At 62.2% G+C, this 17,869-nt stretch carries 21 protein-coding genes and 1 pseudogene; 14 read left to right on the forward strand and 8 right to left on the reverse strand.

Annotated features, from left to right (window positions below):
* Nucleotides 1-21 precede the first annotated feature (21 nt).
* Nucleotides 22-217, forward strand: a pseudogene (locus FJW03_RS30190) (hypothetical protein).
* Between the two features lie 130 nt (nucleotides 218-347).
* On the opposite strand, the gene FJW03_RS04720 reads toward FJW03_RS30190, so the two are convergent.
* From FJW03_RS04720 to FJW03_RS04735, 4 genes are all read right to left on the reverse strand, one after another.
* Nucleotides 348-1,133: a hypothetical protein gene (locus tag FJW03_RS04720; protein WP_181173353.1), complete on the reverse strand. Its 786-nt coding sequence runs from the start codon at nucleotides 1,131-1,133 to the stop codon at nucleotides 348-350.
* Nucleotides 1,134-1,202: 69 nt separating this feature from the next.
* Entirely contained in the window at nucleotides 1,203-1,460 is a 258-nt protein-coding gene (locus tag FJW03_RS04725) for a hypothetical protein (RefSeq protein WP_015318556.1), read from the reverse strand.
* Between the two features lie 450 nt (nucleotides 1,461-1,910).
* A complete protein-coding gene (locus tag FJW03_RS04730; protein ID WP_140612822.1) occupies nucleotides 1,911-2,288 on the reverse strand; it encodes a TIGR02301 family protein in 378 nt (125 codons plus the stop codon).
* Nucleotides 2,289-2,350: 62 nt separating this feature from the next.
* Nucleotides 2,351-2,785 (reverse strand): NUDIX hydrolase, encoded by a 435-nt coding sequence (locus FJW03_RS04735; RefSeq protein WP_140612823.1) that lies wholly within the window; start codon nucleotides 2,783-2,785, stop codon nucleotides 2,351-2,353.
* 128 nt (nucleotides 2,786-2,913) lie between these two features.
* On the opposite strand from FJW03_RS04735, the gene FJW03_RS04740 reads away from it, so the two are divergent.
* Nucleotides 2,914-3,675, forward strand: coding sequence for an SOS response-associated peptidase (locus FJW03_RS04740; RefSeq protein ID WP_140766952.1), 762 nt, complete (start codon nucleotides 2,914-2,916; stop codon nucleotides 3,673-3,675).
* Nucleotides 3,676-3,757: 82 nt separating this feature from the next.
* Here FJW03_RS04740 and FJW03_RS04745 read toward each other — a convergent pair whose 3' ends face one another.
* Together FJW03_RS04745 and FJW03_RS04750 are read right to left on the reverse strand one after the other, a co-directional pair.
* Nucleotides 3,758-3,913, reverse strand: a complete 156-nt coding sequence (locus FJW03_RS04745; protein ID WP_140612825.1) for a hypothetical protein — start codon at nucleotides 3,911-3,913, stop codon at nucleotides 3,758-3,760.
* A gap of 111 nt (nucleotides 3,914-4,024) precedes the next feature.
* Nucleotides 4,025-4,165 carry a hypothetical protein gene (locus tag FJW03_RS04750; RefSeq protein WP_181173354.1) on the reverse strand — a complete coding sequence of 47 codons (141 nt, stop codon included), beginning with the start codon at nucleotides 4,163-4,165 and terminating at the stop codon, nucleotides 4,025-4,027.
* Between the two features lie 166 nt (nucleotides 4,166-4,331).
* On the opposite strand from FJW03_RS04750, the gene cysS reads away from it, so the two are divergent.
* From cysS to rarD, 8 genes are all read left to right on the forward strand, one after another.
* Entirely contained in the window at nucleotides 4,332-5,780 is a 1,449-nt protein-coding gene (gene cysS, locus FJW03_RS04755) for a cysteine--tRNA ligase (RefSeq protein WP_140766953.1), read from the forward strand.
* 274 nt (nucleotides 5,781-6,054) lie between these two features.
* Nucleotides 6,055-6,459 carry an endonuclease domain-containing protein gene (locus FJW03_RS04760; RefSeq protein ID WP_140767513.1) on the forward strand — a complete coding sequence of 135 codons (405 nt, stop codon included), beginning with the start codon at nucleotides 6,055-6,057 and terminating at the stop codon, nucleotides 6,457-6,459.
* A complete protein-coding gene (locus FJW03_RS04765) occupies nucleotides 6,456-6,842 on the forward strand; it encodes a VOC family protein (RefSeq protein ID WP_140767512.1) in 387 nt (128 codons plus the stop codon). The genes FJW03_RS04760 and FJW03_RS04765 overlap by 4 nt, the downstream gene beginning before the upstream one ends.
* 6 nt (nucleotides 6,843-6,848) lie before the next feature.
* Nucleotides 6,849-7,340, forward strand: a complete 492-nt coding sequence (locus FJW03_RS04770) for a GFA family protein (RefSeq protein WP_140698111.1) — start codon at nucleotides 6,849-6,851, stop codon at nucleotides 7,338-7,340.
* Nucleotides 7,337-7,813 (forward strand): GFA family protein, encoded by a 477-nt coding sequence (locus tag FJW03_RS04775; protein ID WP_140767511.1) that lies wholly within the window; start codon nucleotides 7,337-7,339, stop codon nucleotides 7,811-7,813. The genes FJW03_RS04770 and FJW03_RS04775 overlap by 4 nt, the downstream gene beginning before the upstream one ends.
* A complete protein-coding gene (gene pip, locus FJW03_RS04780) occupies nucleotides 7,810-8,775 on the forward strand; it encodes a prolyl aminopeptidase (protein ID WP_140767510.1) in 966 nt (321 codons plus the stop codon). The genes FJW03_RS04775 and pip overlap by 4 nt, the downstream gene beginning before the upstream one ends.
* Nucleotides 8,776-8,986: 211 nt before the next feature.
* Entirely contained in the window at nucleotides 8,987-10,603 is a 1,617-nt protein-coding gene (gene cimA / locus FJW03_RS04785) for a citramalate synthase (protein WP_140767399.1), read from the forward strand.
* An 83-nt stretch (nucleotides 10,604-10,686) separates the two neighbouring features.
* Nucleotides 10,687-11,601, forward strand: a complete 915-nt coding sequence (rarD, locus tag FJW03_RS04790; RefSeq protein WP_140767400.1) for an EamA family transporter RarD — start codon at nucleotides 10,687-10,689, stop codon at nucleotides 11,599-11,601.
* 56 nt (nucleotides 11,602-11,657) lie between these two features.
* On the opposite strand, the gene FJW03_RS04795 is transcribed toward rarD, so the two are convergent.
* Both FJW03_RS04795 and FJW03_RS04800 read right to left on the reverse strand, forming a co-directional pair.
* Nucleotides 11,658-12,656, reverse strand: a complete 999-nt coding sequence (locus tag FJW03_RS04795; protein ID WP_140767401.1) for a transporter — start codon at nucleotides 12,654-12,656, stop codon at nucleotides 11,658-11,660.
* Nucleotides 12,657-12,885: 229 nt separating this feature from the next.
* The gene (locus FJW03_RS04800) at nucleotides 12,886-13,497 is read right to left on the reverse strand and encodes a TIGR00730 family Rossman fold protein (protein ID WP_140613400.1); all 612 of its coding nucleotides are present in this window, start codon (nucleotides 13,495-13,497) and stop codon (nucleotides 12,886-12,888) included.
* A gap of 128 nt (nucleotides 13,498-13,625) precedes the next feature.
* Between FJW03_RS04800 and FJW03_RS04805 the strand changes: the two genes are divergently transcribed.
* The 4 genes from FJW03_RS04805 (at nucleotide 13,626) to FJW03_RS04820 (ending at nucleotide 17,759) form a co-directional block, all read left to right on the forward strand.
* Nucleotides 13,626-14,990 (forward strand): LysM peptidoglycan-binding domain-containing protein, encoded by a 1,365-nt coding sequence (locus tag FJW03_RS04805; protein WP_140767402.1) that lies wholly within the window; start codon nucleotides 13,626-13,628, stop codon nucleotides 14,988-14,990.
* Nucleotides 14,991-15,070: 80 nt separating this feature from the next.
* Nucleotides 15,071-15,415, forward strand: a complete 345-nt coding sequence (locus FJW03_RS04810; protein ID WP_140613398.1) for an ArsR/SmtB family transcription factor — start codon at nucleotides 15,071-15,073, stop codon at nucleotides 15,413-15,415.
* 24 nt (nucleotides 15,416-15,439) lie between these two features.
* Entirely contained in the window at nucleotides 15,440-17,323 is a 1,884-nt protein-coding gene (locus FJW03_RS04815) for an ABCB family ABC transporter ATP-binding protein/permease (RefSeq protein ID WP_140767403.1), read from the forward strand.
* An 88-nt stretch (nucleotides 17,324-17,411) separates the two neighbouring features.
* A complete protein-coding gene (locus FJW03_RS04820) occupies nucleotides 17,412-17,759 on the forward strand; it encodes an antibiotic biosynthesis monooxygenase (protein ID WP_140767404.1) in 348 nt (115 codons plus the stop codon).
* Nucleotides 17,760-17,869: the final 110 nt, after the last annotated feature.

Consider the following 17,869-nt stretch of genomic DNA (forward strand, 5'->3'; position numbering starts at 1 on the left):
TGTGATCGCACATATCACGCCATGATTGACCCGGCCGCGTTCCCAGAGCTGCAAGCGCTCTTGTGGAGCCGTGATCCTGCACGCCCGATCCTGCCGAGGAAGCATTTGCGTTGTACGAGCGCAATTGGCGCTTTGGCGATCAAACCCGGCTTACGGCGCGCGAAAGCTGCTTATCCAGAATCTCGCCAACGAATTCGGTCACGGCATCCTTTTTTAACTGCCGGCTAGGATTCCGCCATCACCGAAAGAACCTGCCGGCCCGCTCAAACAATAGCGCCCACGATCTGTATGAGCGAACTGGCTCCTGAGCTTCGCACAGTCTTCCCACAAACAGACGGACTACAAGCTCAGTCGCCGGCGACGAAGAAGGACCATTGTCCGGCGGGCGTGATGCCGACGCGGTAGAAGATATAGGCGCCGAACTGCTTCATGTCGTCGAAATCACCGGCGGTGACGATCTTGAACAGCTCGACCCGTTGCTTGGCGTCGAGCTTGTCCAGCGGCAGCGCGAAGAAGTAGGGCCAGACATAGAGTTCCTGCGGTGTCCCGGCGTCGACATGGACATAACCGGCACTGAGCACTTCCTCCAGAATGGCCAGGATCTCCTGGCCATCCGGGTCGCCCGAGAGCCCTTTCAGGAAGGCGACGGCATCGCCATCGATGTCGGTCAGCGACAGCTGGGTCATGCTGTCGCCCTTGCCGATCATGGGCCTCAGCATCTCGATGTCGCCGCTCTTGCAGGCTTCGATGATCAAGTCATGCATGCGCCGTACCGGCTCGGGCAGCTTGCCGAGGTCGTAGACCACCTCCGGCGGGGGCGCCTCGGGATCGACACGCGGCCTGTTGGAGCCGCTATCGGCAGGGCTGTCGGGCTCTGCCGCGTCCGGTTCGGCCGGCTGCCTGGTCGAAGGCGTTCCCACCGGGTCGGGCATTGGAATGGCGCTGCCGGGCGGTGAGACATTGTCGTCCGCCGATGGTATGACCGGCGAGGGGAGCTCCTCGTGCTGGATTTCGCTCAATGCATGGGCAGGGCTGCTTGCGAGGCACATCAACAGGGGGATGGCGGCGCAGCAAGCAGCAAAGCGGATGTGGAGGACCAAGCCCTTCGGCCTGCCTGACACCGGAAAATTCACTGCCCGCATCTCCTGCTCACGGGCATGGTGCCCGAACGGAACTCCATCGTCAAAGAACCGGACGTCGGTTCAGTGCCGCAGCCGCTCGGGTTCGAAGGCGCCAGCAATGACCTTTTCACGCATGCGGTCGAGCAGGGCAAGCGCCGATGTCTCGCCGTTGGCGCGCAGCATCTCACCGAATGCGGTCTCAAGCGCCGCCTCGGCAATGATCTCGGGCTCGATGCCGGCCGAAAGGCCTTCCGCCCAGGCTTCGCTGTGGCTCTCAACCGCCGTCAGGCGCTTTTCTTCCCTGACCAGCGCGTCGATGTCATTGGCAGCATGTTCCATAAGCGATGTCCACCCTTTCAAGCGGCAACCCATCAGTGTGGATCAGGCTTGATCTGTTCTGTTCACACGCGGCCTCGAATAAGTCTCTGTAAATACGACATTTTTTTGATCGTCTTTGACAGGGGCCAACTGTGTCTGGCGAAGCTGCGTTTCAACCCGTATCAAACTTAGCCGATTAGGCCGGCCTGCGGGGCGAAAACCTTCAGTTTGAGTTAATTCCGCATCCGTGCGGTAACGTTTAATTAACGCTGTTGCACAAGTGCAACATCAGGATTGCACCAAGACATTGATGGCACAAGACGGATATGGCTGTCGTCGCCCGCAGCGGCGAGAATATCTGTTGATGGACGTCCAGACTGCCTTATCGACTCAAGCAGCAGCCGCAGAACCGATACCTTTGCTTCACGCAATTCCAGATTGAATGCGTTCCAGGTCTTCCTGCCGGTGTCACTAGTTGCCATAGCGCGAGGCGATGTCGCGCGACAGCGTCTCGCCTTCTTTCATGTAGCGGCTGATGGCTTCCGTGGCTGACGTTGTACACCGTGTATAAGTGCCCCCGAAGGAGCGATAGCCGCGGTTGAAGCTGGCGATGAAGCGGGCGCGCCGCTCGGCATCCGGGTTCTCCGAATCGATCAGCTTCTGCATCTCGACACGCCATTGGTCGCCCTTCTCGCCGCACAAATTGCGCAGGAAATGCAGTGATCCCAGGATTTCGGCCAGCCGCATCAATCCGGGCTCGAACGGCGCCTCGGCACTCGACGCAGGCCGCGCCGCCAGTGTCATGCCGACGGCGAGGCACAAAGCGACGAGAAATGGAGAGCGGCTCATAAATCTATGTGACCAAACAATTTGTCGCCTGCAAGGCGTTTCCAGAACAACTCTTGAGGTTTTCAGCGACTTTCAGAGGAGCTGTCGGAACGGCCGAGCAACTCCTGCGCGACCATAAGCACCGAACCGGCGAGCGGCAGCGCCGCCATCTCGCGGAGGGTGTAGAAGGCGGCTGTCTCGGCATCGTCACTAGCCACCGCCTCGCCGCCGGCATAGGCGGCGCCGAAGACGGTGAGGCGATAGTCGACCGGGTGCCTGTCGTCTCTGCCGTCGATATGGATTTCCCGAAGCGGGCGAAAACCAGCGGCATGCAAACCAGTCTCCTCCATGAGTTCGCGCCGAGCCGCATCCTCCAGTGTCTCGCCAGCCTCGACCTTGCCGCCCGGAAAGGCATACAGCCCCTGGGAAGGCTGCCTTGCCCGCTTCACCAGCAGCACGGTGTCGTTGCGCACCACGGCGACCGAGACTGCCGGCAGCGTCTTTCGTGTATCGTTCATGGCCCCTGACCGTTCGATTGCCCGCAGCCCGCTGTGGACGGCCGCCATGAGACAGCTTTAGCGGTTGCAGTGCGGCTATTCCATCGCCACTTTCTGGCTGAACCGTTCCAAGGCAGGAGCTATCGATCATGTGCGGACGTTTTGCCTTGACTGCGACGCCGGACCAGACCGCTGCCTTTCTGGGCATGACGGAGCTCGAGGATTTTCCGGTGCGCTACAACATCGCGCCGACTCAGCCGGTCCTGATGGCGACCGCCGGCGCGCCGAGGGCGCCGGGCTCCAACTTGCCGGATCGCCGCCCGATGCTGGTGCGCTGGGGGCTCATTCCCGCTTGGGTCAAGGACACCAGGGAGTTTCCGCTGCTGTTCAACGCGCGCTCGGAAGGGGCAATCGAGAAGGCCTCGTTCAAGGCCGCCATGCGCCACCGCCGCGCTCTGGTGCCGGCGTCCGGCTTCTACGAGTGGCGGCAAACAGACGGCAAGAAGGGGCAGCCTTACTGGATACGGCCCCGGCATGGCGGGTTGGTCGCCTTTGCCGGTTTGATCGAAACCTATGCCGAGCCCGGTGGTTCGGAGATGGACACCGGCGCGATCCTGACCGTCAACGCCAACGCCGACATCGCCCATATCCATGACCGGATGCCGGTGGTGATCGATATCTCTGACTTTGCCCGCTGGCTGGATTGTCGCACGCAGGAGCCGCGCGACGTTACCGATCTCTTGCGGCCGGTTCAGCCAGATTTCTTCGAGGCAATTCCCGTCTCCGACCTCGTCAACAAGGTCGCCAACACCGGACCGGAGATTCAGGTGAGGGGCGAGATCGGGCCGGTGCCCGAGAAGGCTAGGCGCCAGAAGCCCGGCGCTGATGACAGTCAGATGACGCTATTTTAGCCCAAGCTGCTTGAAGCTCAGCCCTGGCACCCTTATTTCGGCGCCAATTCCCAGGCGCCTTTTGCGCTGGCCGCGCACTGCTTCAGGCAGCGCGAGGCGATACGATCTTCTGTGCGGGCTTCTTCTTCTTCGCGGTGTGAAGAAGGGCGGCGACGATCGCGGCCGGACCGATTGCGCGATAGTGATTGGCAAGTGCTGGTTGCTTGGCGCGGTTGGCGTCTTGCTTGCTTCGAGGCATGTTTCTCTTCCCAGGTAACGTTTTCGTGTTTGCGTTTGACCGTTGAAATCCGACCAAATCGTGACGCTTTGTGATCTAGCCGGGGAATGTTTCATGACTGTGCCGACATGTTTAATAAAATGTTTCACTGCCTGATTCCGCGTGATCGAGCGACGCGATAGTCAGTCTTGGCGACGTTTTTGCTGGCATCAGCGGCTTGACGGCAACACTGGTCAAGGCGATAAAGCCGCCCATGAAAACGTCTTTCGCCATTTGTGGCATTTGCATTATTGGCTAGCCTCGTGCTGGTCCGGACGTTTTCGCCTCATCTTTCCCTAGATTGGACAAACGCCCCGGCCAGCAGGCTGGAGCCTGATTTGCGCCTTGGCGCGGGGCTGGCTCCATCCAGACAAGAAGTTCTGAACCGGGAAAGCATGGAATGTCGGACGCATTTAAGGGCCTGCGCCTCTACAACACGCTGACGCGCACGAAGACGGACTTCGTTCCGATCGATGCGCTGAACGTGCGCATGTATGTTTGCGGCCCGACCGTCTACGATTTCGCCCATATCGGTAATGCCAGGCCAGTCATCGTCTTCGACGTGCTGTTCCGTCTGCTGCGCCATGTCTACGGGCAGGCGCATGTCACCTATGTGCGCAACATCACCGACGTCGACGACAAGATCAACGCGCGTGCGCTGCGCGATTTTGGCGGCGAGATTGCAGCCGGAAAATTGTCGCTCAACGAAGCCATCCGGCGCGTGACCGAAAAGACCGCCGACCAGTTCCACAGGGATGTCGCCACGCTCGGCTGCCTGGAGCCGACGGTCGAACCGCGCGCCACCGAATTCGTCGAGCCCCGCGCCGATGGCAAGGCAGACATGATCACCTTGATTCAAAGCCTGATCAAACGCGCCCATGCCTATGTTGCGGCAGGCGAAGTGCTGTTCGACACGGCGTCGATGCCGGACTACGGACAATTGTCGAAGCGCAATCTCGACGAGCAGCAGGCCGGCGCCCGCATCGCCGTCGACGCGCACAAGAAGAACCCCGGCGATTTCGTGCTTTGGAAACTGTCGAGCCAGGAAGAGCCGGGCTGGGAAAGCCCGTGGGGCAGGGGGCGACCGGGCTGGCACATCGAATGCTCGGCAATGTCGGCCGCCTATCTCGGCGAGGTGTTCGACATCCATGGTGGTGGCCTCGATCTGATCTTCCCCCATCATGAGAACGAGATCGCCCAGTCGCGCTGCGCCCACGGCACCGATGTCATGGCCAACATCTGGATGCACAATGGCTTCCTGCAGGTGGAAGGGCAGAAGATGTCGAAGAGCCTCGGCAATTTCTACTCGATTCATGATTTGCTTGAGACCGAGACCTTTGGCGGTCGCTCGTGGCCGGGCGAGGTTCTGCGGCTGGCGATGCTGATGACGCATTACCGCGAGCCGATCGATTTCTCCGTGCGCAAGCTGGAGGAGGCGGAGAATACTTTGCGTAAATGGAAACGTGCGGCAGACCTGGCCCCGGCGGCCGGCGATTTGCCGACAAAGGTCGTGGAAGCACTCTCGGATGATCTGGCCACCTATGCCGCCTTCCAGCATTTGACCCTGCTTGCGAACGAGGCCGCCGAATTCGACGGCAAGGGTGAGAACCCCGCCGCTGCTTCGCTGAAGGCAGCCCTTCTCTTCCTCGGCTTCGACGTCGGCGCAGCCAAGGTCGACGAGGCTGCAGTCAACAAGGCGATCGCCAGGCGCCTGGAATTGATTGCCGCCAAGAACTGGGCCGAAGCCGACCGCATCCGCGACGACCTTTTGGCGCAAGGTGTCCAGCTGAAGGATGGCAAGGATCCCGCCACCGGCGAACGCTTGACGACATGGGAGGTCAAGCGGTGAGGGTGGCGATGCCCAGGCAGTTGGCGAAAGCGCCGATGCCAGCCAATCTCCCCCCTTGCGGGGGAGATGTCCGGCAGGACAGAGGGGGGTGGGAAGGATCACCGACGCTTCGGTTTGCCCACTTTGGTGATGACTATTCGCTGGAAGCAAGCCGTCCTCCAGTTGACAGGATAGCGGGGCAGCACCCCCCTCTGCCCTGCCGGGCATCTCCCCCGCAAGGGGGGAGATCGGCTGTAACTTCGGCTTTCGCCAATCGCCAGTGTAGGGGTGATTGATGGGACACGACCTTGTTCCGTCACGTCAGCGCAAGAACGCAAAATCCATGCGTCACGTCATGACCGACGCCGAGCTGAAGCTTTGGAACGAGTTGCGCGTTCATCGGCTGATGGGATTGAGCTTTCGTCGGCAGGTGCCCATCGGGCCTTACATTGTTGATTTCGCTTGTTCAGCAAAGTGCTTGATCGTCGAGGTCGATGGCAGCCAGCATGCAAATGTCGACCGGGCGGAACGCGATGAGGCGCGGTCCGCCTATCTGAAGCGCAGCGGCTGGACCATCCTGCGTTTCTGGAACGACGACGTTATCCGCGATATCGACAATGTCTGCCAGCATATCATGATCGAAACCGGCCTGGGCAACGCCGAAGCGCCGGCACCAGCAAGGGAGGAGGCATTTCCATGATCGATCATCTCGGCATCACCGTTGCCGATTTCGACGCTTCGAAGGCTTTCTACGACAAGGCAATGGCGCCGCTTGGCGCCTCTCTGCTCTATATGGTGCCGTTGGAATACACCGGTGGCGCAAAGGTCGGCGGCTATGGCCGCGACCGGCCGGTGTTCTGGCGGAGTGCCGGAACGGAAAAGCCAAAGTCCGCCCAGCACGTCGCCTTCACCGCGCGCAGCCGTGCCGAAGTCGACGCCTTTCATGCCGCGGCGGTTGCCGCCGGCGGCAAGGACAATGGCGCGCCGGGCCCGCGTTCGCACTATCATCCCAATTATTATGGCGCCTTCGTCTTCGATCCTGACGGCAACAATGTCGAGGCGGTCTGCCATGATCCGGAGTGAGATGCGATGAGCCTCGACAACCGGCCGGTCTATACGGGCGGCTGCCAGTGCGGTGCGGTGCGCTTCCGCGTCGAGGGCGCGCTTGGCGACGCCTCGATTTGCCACTGCCGCATGTGCCAGAAGGCGAGCGGCAATTTCTACCTGCCGCTGGTCTCGGTGCGCGGCGCCAAGGTCGACTGGACACGCGGTGAGCCCAAGCGCTTCCGCTCCTCCAACGCCGTCTGGCGCGGCTTCTGCGGCGAATGCGGCACGCCGCTGACCTTCGAGGCGCCCGACGGCATGGCGCTCGCCATCGCCGCCTTCGACGATCCGGCTGATATCGCGCCGATCATCCAATGGGGCACGGAGGCAAAGTTGCCTTATGTGGATTCTATTCCGCAATTGCCGGGCGAGGACACGATGGCTGACGTGGGGTCGGCCCCCTATCTCGCCGAGCTCGTCTCCTACCAGCATCCCGACCACGACACCGACCAATGGCCGCCGGAGGAAAGACCATGACCGAGACTGTTCGAACTGGTGGTTGCCAATGCGGGGCCGTGCGCTTCCGCATCCACGGCAGGCTCGGACGCCCGTCCATCTGCCATTGCCGTATGTGCCAGAAACAGTTCGGCAATATCTTCGGCGCGCTGGTGACCGTGCCGAAGGACGGCGTCGAATGGACCCATGAGGAGCCGCATTATTTCCAGTCCTCGGTCAATATCGACCGAGGATTCTGCGCCCGCTGCGGCACGCCGCTGACCTACCGCCAGCCCGGCGGGCTCGAGATTGCCATCGGCGCTTTCGACGATCGATCGGATCTGGCGCCGCAGATTCAGGTCAACTATGCGGCCCGGCTTCCCTGGGTGGAAAAAATCTTCGAGGCTCCGGTCCACGACGACCCCGACTATTACGCACGGCAGGAGCAGATCATCTCCTTCCAGCATCCCGACCACGAGACGGCCAACTGGCCGCAGCAGGGCCTGAAACTATGACAATTGCCACCGGTTCTCTGCGCACGCTCTATCCCGAGATCGAGCCATTCGAGTCAGGCATGCTCGATGTCGGCGACGGCCACACCATCTATTGGGAGCGATCCGGCACCAGGGGCGCAAAGCCGGCCGTATTCCTGCATGGCGGCCCGGGCGGCACTATCTCGCCGAAACATCGGCGGCTGTTCGATCCAAAGCTCTACGACGTCATCCTGTTCGACCAGCGCGGCTGCGGAAAATCGACGCCGAACGCCTCGCTTGAAGCCAACACCACCTGGCATCTCGTCGCCGACATCGAACGCCTGCGCCAAATGGCCGGCTTCGACAGATGGCTGGTGTTCGGTGGCTCCTGGGGCTCGACTCTGGCGCTCGCCTATGCCGAGACCCACCCCGATCGGGTCAGCGAGCTGGTGGTGCGCGGCATCTACACGCTGACCCGGGCAGAACTCGAATGGTACTATCAGTTCGGCGTCTCCGAGATGTTTCCCGACAAGTGGGAGCGTTTCCTGGCACCGATCCCCGAGGCCGAGCGCGGCGACATGATGGCGGCCTACCGCAAAAGGCTGGTCGGTTCGGACCGCAAGGCACAGATAGAGGCCGCTCGCGCCTGGAGCCTGTGGGAAGGCGAGACGATCACGCTGCTGCCGGAGCCCGAAACCAGCGGTCCGTTTGGGCAGGACGACTATGCCGTCGCCTTCGCCCGCATCGAGAATCACTATTTCGTCCACGCCGGCTGGCTGGAAGAGGGGCAGCTCCTGCGCGACGCGTACAAGCTCAAGGACATCCCAGGCACCATCGTCCATGGCCGCTACGACATGCCGTGCCCGGCTCGCTACGCCTGGGCGCTGCACAAGGCCTGGCCCAAGGCGGATTTCCACCTGATCGAGGGCGCCGGCCACGCCTATTCGGAGCCGGGGATACTCGACCAGTTGATCCGGGCTACGGATCGGTTTGCGGGGAAATAACCGTGCAGGTTCATGTCCTATGGCGCCCCCCTCTGTCCTGCCGGACATCTCCCCCACTTGGGGGGAGATCAGACTGCACTTCGACTTTCGCCAATCTCCAGCGTTGCAGGAGAAGCGGCAGGGCCGAAGCTGCTGATCTCCCCCCTTGTGGGGGAGATGTCCGGCAGGACAGAGGGGGGCGCGAAGGATCGCGACCTTTCGAGCTACTGCCATGAAAAAGCAAAGATTGTTCCTTTTCGATACCACACTGCGCGATGGCCAGCAGACGCCGGGCATCGACTTTTCGGTCGAGGACAAGATCGCGATCGCAAAACTGCTTGACGAATTCGGCATGGACTATGTCGAGGGCGGTTATCCCGGCGCCAATCCGACCGACACCGCATTCTTTCAGCAGAAGCGCACGGCGACGGCCAAATTCGTCGCCTTCGGCATGACCAAGCGGGCAGGGGTGTCGGCGTCCAACGACCCGGGCCTTGCCGCGCTTGTCCAGTCGAAATCGGACGCCATCTGCTTCGTTGCCAAGAGTTGGGATTATCACGTTCGCGTCGCGCTTGGCTGTACGAACGAGGAGAATCTCGACGCCATCAAGGCTTCGGTCGATGCCGCTGTCGCTTCGGGCAAGGAAGCGATGGTCGACTGCGAGCATTTCTTCGACGGCTTCAAGGCCAATCCGGACTATGCGCTGGCCTGCGCAAGGACGGCGTATGACGCCGGCGCACGCTGGGTGGTATTGTGCGACACCAATGGCGGCACGCAGCCCTCGGAAGTGCGCGGCATCGTCGGGAAAGTCATCGCCTCCGGCATTCCGGGCGACCGTCTCGGCATCCACGCCCATGACGACACCGGCCAGGCGGTGGCGAATTCGCTCGCCGCGGTCGAAGCGGGCGCGCGCCAGATCCAGGGCACGCTGAACGGCATCGGCGAGCGCTGCGGCAATGCCAATCTGATCTCCATCGTGCCAACGCTGGCGCTCAAGCCGGCTTTCGCCGACCGCTTCGAGACCGGCATTTCGGCCGAGGCTCTGAGCGGCATTTCGAGGCTTTCCCGCGCCTTCGACGAATTGCTGAACCGCGCGCCGGAAGCGCAGGCGCCCTATGTTGGCGCCTCGGCCTTCGCCACCAAGGCCGGCATCCATGCTTCCGCGCTGGCCAAGGAGCCGGCGACCTATGAGCATGTAGAGCCGCAAGCCGTCGGCAACCGCCGCCGCGTCATGGTCTCGGACCAGGGCGGCAAGGCCAATTTCCTGGCCGAGCTGAAGCGGCGCGGCATCGAAGTGCCCCGGGACGACCACCGGCTCGACGCGCTGATCGCGGTCGTCAAGGAGCGCGAGGCCGAAGGCTATGCCTATGAAGGCGCCGATGCGTCCTTCGAGCTCCTGGCGCGCAAGATGCTGCACGGCCTGCCCGAATTCTTCAACGTCACCTCGTTTCGCTGCATGGTCGAGCGTCGCTTCGACGCCAATGGCCAGTTGAAGACGGTGTCCGAGGCGATCGTGAAAGTGCTGGTCGACGGCGAGGAGAAAATGTCGGTGGCCGAGGGACATGGCCCGGTCAACGCGCTCGACATCGCGCTGCGCAAGGATCTCGGCAAGTACCAGAACGAGATCGTCGATCTCGAGCTTGCCGACTTCAAGGTGCGTATCCTCAATGGCGGCACCGAGGCCATCACCCGGGTGCTCGTCGAATCGCATGATTCCTCCGGCGCCCGCTGGTGGACGGTCGGCGTGTCGGAAAACATCATCGACGCCTCCTTCCAGGCGCTGATGGATTCGATCGTCTACAAGCTGATGAAGAATCGCGAGATGGCGGGACTTGTTGCGGCCGAGTAAGTTTGAACCATCAGCGAAAGTCCATTGATCCATCAGAACTTTGCGATGGTCTTGCCAGGGTTACTGGGCCATAGCGTTGGCCCATGGCGACTGAAACGATTGCTCTGGACGCAGATTCAAAAGCCCGCCGCGGCTTCCTGCTGGCGCTGGGTGCCTATCTGCTCTGGGGATTGCTGCCTTTCTACATGAAGGCGGTGGCGCATCTGCCGCTTGCCGAGGTGATCGCGCATCGCGTCGTCTGGTCCGTGCCGATCGCTGCGGCGGTTCTGGTCTGGGCCGGCCGCACGGCGGACTTCAAGGTGGCAATTCGTTCGCCCCGCACCATCGCCATGGCGGCGCTGACGGCGGCGCTGATCTCGGTCAACTGGGGCATCTATGTCTGGGCGATCGCCGTCGACCGTACCGTCGAGACCGCGCTCGGCTATTACATCAATCCGCTGGTCAGCGTCGTCGTCGGCGCGCTGCTGCTGGGCGAGCGGCTCGACCGTTTGCAGATCGCTGCGGTGGTGCTTGCGGCGGTTGCGGTCGCGGTGCTGACAATCGAAGGCGGCAAGTTGCCCTGGGTGTCGCTGGCATTGGCGTTTTCCTTCGCCGCCTACGGCTTCTTCCGCAAGACGCTGCCGATCGGGCCAAGCCAGGGCTTTCTGCTCGAAGTGCTTCTGCTGTCCGTGCCGGCTCTCAGCTATATCGTCTACTTGATTGCGACCGGACAGGATCACATCATATCCAGCACTGGCACCGATACGGCGTTGCTGATCGGCTGCGGCCCGATCACATCGGTGCCGCTGCTTTTGTTTGCGTTCGGCGCCAAGCTTTTGCGGCTCTCCACCATCGGCATCATGCAGTATATCGCGCCGACCATGGTGTTCCTGATCGCCGTGCTGGTCTTCAACGAGCCGTTCGGCACCACGCAGGCCGTCGCCTTTGTCCTGATCTGGACGGCACTCGCGATCTATTCCTGGTCGATGTTGACCAGCGCGCGCAGGGCGGCTCGATAGAAAGTTTCAATGCGGAGGACCTTCGCGCTTCGGCGCCAGAAGTTGCCAAGCTGCCGCTACAGTCCCCGGCCAAGGCGCCTGACAAAAAGATAGGTGGCCGCCGCGATGGCCACCGACACTGCCGTCACAATCCAGAAGCCCATTGGCGTATCGACCAGCGGCAGCCCGCCGACATTCATGCCGAAGAGGCCCGAGATGATGGTCATCGGCAGCAGCACCGCCGTCAGCACTGAAAGAACGTAGAGCAGCTGGTTCGACTGCATCGTCAGTTTCGCCATCAGTTCGTCCTGCAGCAGCCTCGTGCGCGCCTGCAGCTGCTCGCCGTCGTGGAAGAGGGTCTGCGCCCGGTGCGAGAGCCTTGCGGCCATGTCGTTTATGGGGTCGGGCAGCTCGTCGCGATGCGCATGGTCGAGATGCCTGAACAGATTGGTGAGCGTCGCCATCTGCCGGTGGATGACCACCAACTGCCGGCGCGCCTCGACCAGCGCTTGCCGCTCATTGTGCCATGCATCGCGCACGACGCGGTCCTCAATGCCGTCCAGCGTATCGCCGAGCTTGCCGAGTTCGCTCGCCATGCCGTCGAGCGACTGGCCCATGACGGCCTCGATCAGGTCCGACGGCGAGCGGAATTTGCGTGATCCATTTTCCACCGCCTTGCGAACCGCGTCGACTGACTCCAGCGGCTGCTTGCGAGCGCCTATCAACATCGTGTCGTTAAAGGCAAAGCGGAAATGGACGAGCCCGCGTGCCTCCGAAAAGTCGTGCTTGAGGTCCGGCAAATCGCCATAGAGCCAGCCATCCTCATAGTCGATGTGACAGCCATGACTTGGCGCCAGGAAAGCATCGCGCGCCGGGGCCGGCAGGGCCTTCTCCGCGCCGATCTCCTGGCGTGCATGCAGATCGGTGATCTGGTAGCTGCGGCAGGTCCAGTGCGCCTGCACGGGGTCCTTCGTGCGGGAGCCATCAGCGGTGAAATGATAGAGGAAGAACAGCCCGTGCTCGTCGGGCAGGTAAGGCGACAGGTCGGTGCCTTCCGGAGCGAGGGCGGTATCCATGAGCATAGTGCCAGATGCAAGTTTCGGACGTAGCGCCGCGTGGCGGCTACCTTACCGCGTTTTCTAGCACGCGCGGACCCGTTTCCGTGTGACGGTTTCTTGACAGCCGATCACAGTGTGTCGACGAGCAGCAATGCGGTGGCAGTAGGGCAGTAGGGCAGTAGGGCAGTAGGGCAGTAGGGCAGTAGGGGCCGTCATTCCCTACTGCCTTACTGCCTATTCCCTAGCCTCACATTTTGTCGATCACCGACTGTACGCCCTCGGTTGGTGCGTCGACGGAGGAGCCGGCCACCATGATGGCGGCGACGATGGCCTCGGGGTCGTTGACGACCAGCGGCTTGACCCGTTGCGCGGTGTGGATGAAACCCTCTGCGGTCATGTGATCAAGCAGTGTCAGCATCGGATCCCAGAAACCGCCGACATTGCCGAACACGATCGGTTTGCGGTGGTGGCCGAGTTGCGCCCAGGTCATGATCTCGACGATCTCCTCGACCGTGCCGATGCCGCCTGGCAACGCCACAAAGGCGTCGGATTTCTCGAACATTCTATGTTTGCGCTCGTGCATGTTGTCGGTGATCAACAGTTCGTCGAGCCGGTCGAGCGCGGTTTCGGTTGCTTCCCTGTTGATCAGGAAGCGGGGAATAATGCCCGTCACCTTGCCGCCGGCCTTGAGCGCGCCTTCGGCGACGGCGCCCATGATACCCTTGGTGCCGCCGCCATAGATCAGCCTGAGGCCGGAGCGCGCGAGCGAGCGCCCGAGCAGGTGGCCGGCCTTGGCGTAAGTTTCATCGCGGCCCGGAGACGAGCCGCAATAGACGCAGACGGATCGAATCGTGTTCATACCGATGATTGGTGATTGGGTCTGAAAGCGCGGTCAAGCCCCAAGGGCCAACAAGGGCGGGCTTTTTCTTGTCGGTCGTGGCAAAACACGCTAGACCGGCATTAGGTGGCTAAGGGGTAGCGAAATACATGGCAATCAATCCATTAAAGGCGTTCTTGTTCGCGGCGGGTGGGACCGTCGCGGCCGTGGGAACAGCCTATGTGTCGGGCGCACTCGACCCTTATCTTCATCGTAAACCGCCGGAAGTCGCGGCATTGACACCGCCAGCGGCACCGAAACCTACGGACGCGGGCACGGAAGCGCGCCTGCCGGCGCAGGCAACGACCGCTCCGGCCGCCCCCACAACCGGTGCGGCAGCGCCCGCAACGGCCGGTCCGGTCACGCCGACTTTCGATGTCGTGCGTGTCGAGGCCAATGGCTCGATCGTCGTCGCCGGCAATGCGGCGCCCAGCTCGAAGGTCGAGATCCTCAACGGCGCGCCGGTGCTCGGTTCGGCGGTGGCGGGTCCCGATGGCGCTTTTGTCATCGTGCTCGACGATCCGTTGAAGCCCGGCGACTATACAATTGCACTGCGTTCGACGACCGGCAGTATCGTGACGACCTCGGCGCAAACCGCTGTCGTCTCGGTTCCCGCGACTGCCTCCGGCCAGGTTCTGGCCATGGTCGAGGAGCCGGGCAAGCCGGCCGAACTGCTCACAGTTCCCGCGCCCGAAAAGAAACCGGAAGCACAGACTGCCGGCAACCAGGCTGTCGCAGGAGCGGCCGCCCCAGCCACCGAATCGCCGGCTGCAACTGCGCCGGCACCGGCAGCTCAGGCCGCCGTATCCGTGGGTGAACCCAAGATCGTCGTCGAGGCGGTCGAGATCGACGGCAACAAGATCTTTGTCGCCGGCCTTGCCGATCCGGGCCGCAAGGTCCGCGCCTATGCCAACGACATCCTGCTCGGTGATGCACAGACATCGCCCGACGGGCATTTCCTTGTCGAAGCTACACGGGACGTTCCGGTCGGCAGCTATACCATCCATGTCGACGGCCTCGATGCCGACGGGGTGAAGGTCGTGGCCCGTGCCGCCGTGCCGTTCGAGCGAGAGCCGGGCGAGGCGGTCGCCGCCGTGGCCCCGGATACCAAGCCCGCGGAGGCAAAACCGGCCGAAGCAAAGCCGGCCGCACCTGCCACTGAAGCTCCGGCCGTTGTCGCGGCCGCAACGCCGCCAAGCGACGTGCCCGAAACCGTGGCGCCCAAACTCGAACATGCCGGCGGCGCCGTCATTATTCGCCGCCATGACACATTGTGGCGGATTTCGCGGCGCGTCTACGGCTATGGCATGCGCTACTCCACCATCTACCTCGCCAACCAGGATCAGATCAGGAATCCTGACCGCATCTGGCCCGGTCAGGTGTTCAAGGTCCCGGGAAAGTCCAAGGAAGGCGAAGCCGCCGACCTCAAGGCGATAGGTGAGCAGGCGACGACGGCGCCGGCGAAGAAGCAGTAGGAAAAAGGTCGGCAATTCAGGCGATCTACCCATCGGTCTAGCTTGCCCTGTCATCGTTCATCGTCTATCGCCGATGAACGATGACAGAATCCGTCCTTGAACCAGACCGCGCAGGCGCTCTGCCCAACTGCATCCCCGATAGCAGGGCTGTCGCGGCGCGGTTCGCTGCACTGTCGCATCCGGCGCGTATCGAGATACTGAAGCACCTCTCGGCCAGCAATTCCTGCTGCTGCCGCGAGGTCGTTGACCGTTTCGATCTGGCGCAGTCGACCGTGTCCCAGCATCTCAAGATACTGGTCGAGGCCGGCCTGGTCCGGTTCGAGCCGGATCGTCAGCGCTCCCGCTATAAGGTCGACCAAGCAGCGCTTGCCGATGTTTCGGCATCGCTGAGCGCACTCGTCAATTCCTGCTGCTCCGGCCGCTGATCCTCTCACCCAAGGGCAAGAAAAGTGGCCGAAAAAACCGTCTCCGCCGACACCTCAACTCTCACGACGCTACGTAACCTCTGGCCCTATATGTGGCCGGCCGACCGTGCCGATCTCAGGGCACGGGTGACTTGGGCGACGCTGCTGCTTGTCGTTGCCAAGGTGACATTGGTCGCCGGCCCCTATTTCTTCAAATGGGCAACCGATGCGCTGGCGGGCGGCTTCAAAACGCCACCGCCGCTGCCGTCGTTCCTGCTCGCCCCGGTGATGCTGGTCATCGCCTACAACGTGCTGAGGCTGGTTCAACTCGGCTTCAACCAGTTGCGCGATGCGCTGTTTGCCCGGGTCGGCCAGCATGCGGTGCGTCAGCTTGCCTTTCGTACCTTCGTCCACATGCATCAGCTGTCGCTTCGCTTCCACTTGGAGCGCCGCACTGGCGGTCTGTCGCGCATCATCGAGCGCGGCACCAAGGGCATCGAAACAATCGTGCGTTTCATCATGCTCAACACCGCCCCGACCATCCTCGAATTCGCGCTGACCGCCGGCATATTCGGTTTCACCTATGGCTGGAAATATGTGGCCGTGGTGGCGGTGACCGTCTGGGTCTATGTCTGGTTCACGGTGAAGGCGAGCGACTGGCGCATCTCGATCCGCCGCGACATGAACGACAGCGACACCGACGCCAATACCAAGGCGATCGACTCGCTGCTCAATTTCGAGACGGTGAAGTACTTCACCAACGAGCGAATGGAGGCCGAGCGCTTCGATCGCTCCATGGCGCGCTATGAGATCGCCGCCACCAAGACCTGGACCTCGCTCGGCTGGCTGAACTTCGGCCAGGGCTTCATCTTCGGCCTCGGCACGGTGGTCGTCATGTGCATGTCGGCGCTGGAGGTGCAGGCCCACACCCAGACCGTGGGTGATTTCGTCTTCATCAACGCCATGCTGGTGCAGCTTTCGGTGCCGCTCAACTTCATCGGCTTCATCTACCGCGAGATCCGCCAGGGCCTTACCGATATCGAGCACATGTTCGACCTGCTCGACGTGCCGCAGGAGATTGTCGACAAGCCCGATGCCAAGCCGCTGGCCGTCGGTGCTGGCAAGGTCGAGTTCCGCGACGTGCATTTCTCCTACGATCCGAACCGCAAGATCCTGAAGGGCGTCAGCTTCGAAGTTCCAGCAGGCAAGACGGTCGCCATTGTCGGACCGTCGGGCGCCGGAAAATCGACCATCTCGCGGCTGCTGTTCCGATTCTACGACGTGCAGGGTGGCCAGGTGCTGATCGACGGCCAGGACATCCGGGATGTGACGCAGGATAGCCTGCGCGCGGTGCTCGGCATGGTGCCGCAGGACACGGTGCTGTTCAATGACACCATCGCCTACAACATCCGCTATGGCCGCGTTGGTGCCAGCGAGGAGGAAGTGCGCAAGGCCGCCGAACTCGCCCAGATCGGGCCGTTTATCGAGAAGCTGCCGGACGGCTACAAGTCGATGGTCGGCGAGCGCGGGCTGAAGCTCTCCGGTGGCGAGAAGCAGCGCGTCGCGATTGCCCGCACCATCCTGAAGGCGCCGCCGATCCTGATGCTCGACGAAGCGACCTCGGCATTGGACAGCCACACCGAGCAGGAGATCCAGGCCGCGCTCGACCTCGTCAGCAAGGGGCGCACCACCATCGTGATCGCTCACCGGCTGTCGACGGTGATTTCCGCCGACGAGATCATCGTGCTGAAGGACGGCCAGATCGCCGAGCGCGGCACCCATATCGAACTGATGCGAAAGCACGGCCTCTACGCCTCGATGTGGGACCGCCAGCGCGAGGCGACCGAAGCCGAAGAGCGGCTGCGCCGCGCCCGCGAAGGCGACGAGTTCGGCGTCATCGTTCGCCGGCGGACATCGGAGGTAAATTGATTTTTTGCGCTTGACCTCAACTTAAGTTGAGATTGTACGCCGTTCCTGGAGCCCGCAAACACCACGGTTCAAGAACGGAAGAATTGAAATGAACGACATAAATCAGAATGTAAACGGCGGCACCGTGTTCAGGGTCGACAAGTTCGTCGTCCCCGCCGCCGCCCGCGAGGAGATACTCGTCAAGGTCAGGACAACCCACGAATTGCTGCGCCAGCAGCAGGGTTTCGTGCAGGATTTCGTGCTCGAGCAATTTTCGGGGCCGGGCGAATTCAACCTGGTGACGATCGTCGAATGGGAAAGCCAGGCGGCCGTCGACAATGTCGTGCCGATTGTCAAGGCCGCGCATGAGCGCATCGCCTTCAATCCGCAGGAGACGATCGCCCGGCTCGGAGTGCGAGCCGACATCGGCAATTATCAGCGCGTGCCGCAGGTGTAAGAGGCCGTCCAACACAGTCGGCGCCCGGTGGCTGTGTAGCGCGGGCCTCCCCATCCAATGATAGAAGATGAGCCAAAGGGCTTTTGTCTCCGACGACTGCTGGTATTGTC

The organism is Mesorhizobium sp. B4-1-4 (assembly GCF_006439395.2).
GTDB lineage: Bacteria > Pseudomonadota > Alphaproteobacteria > Rhizobiales > Rhizobiaceae > Mesorhizobium.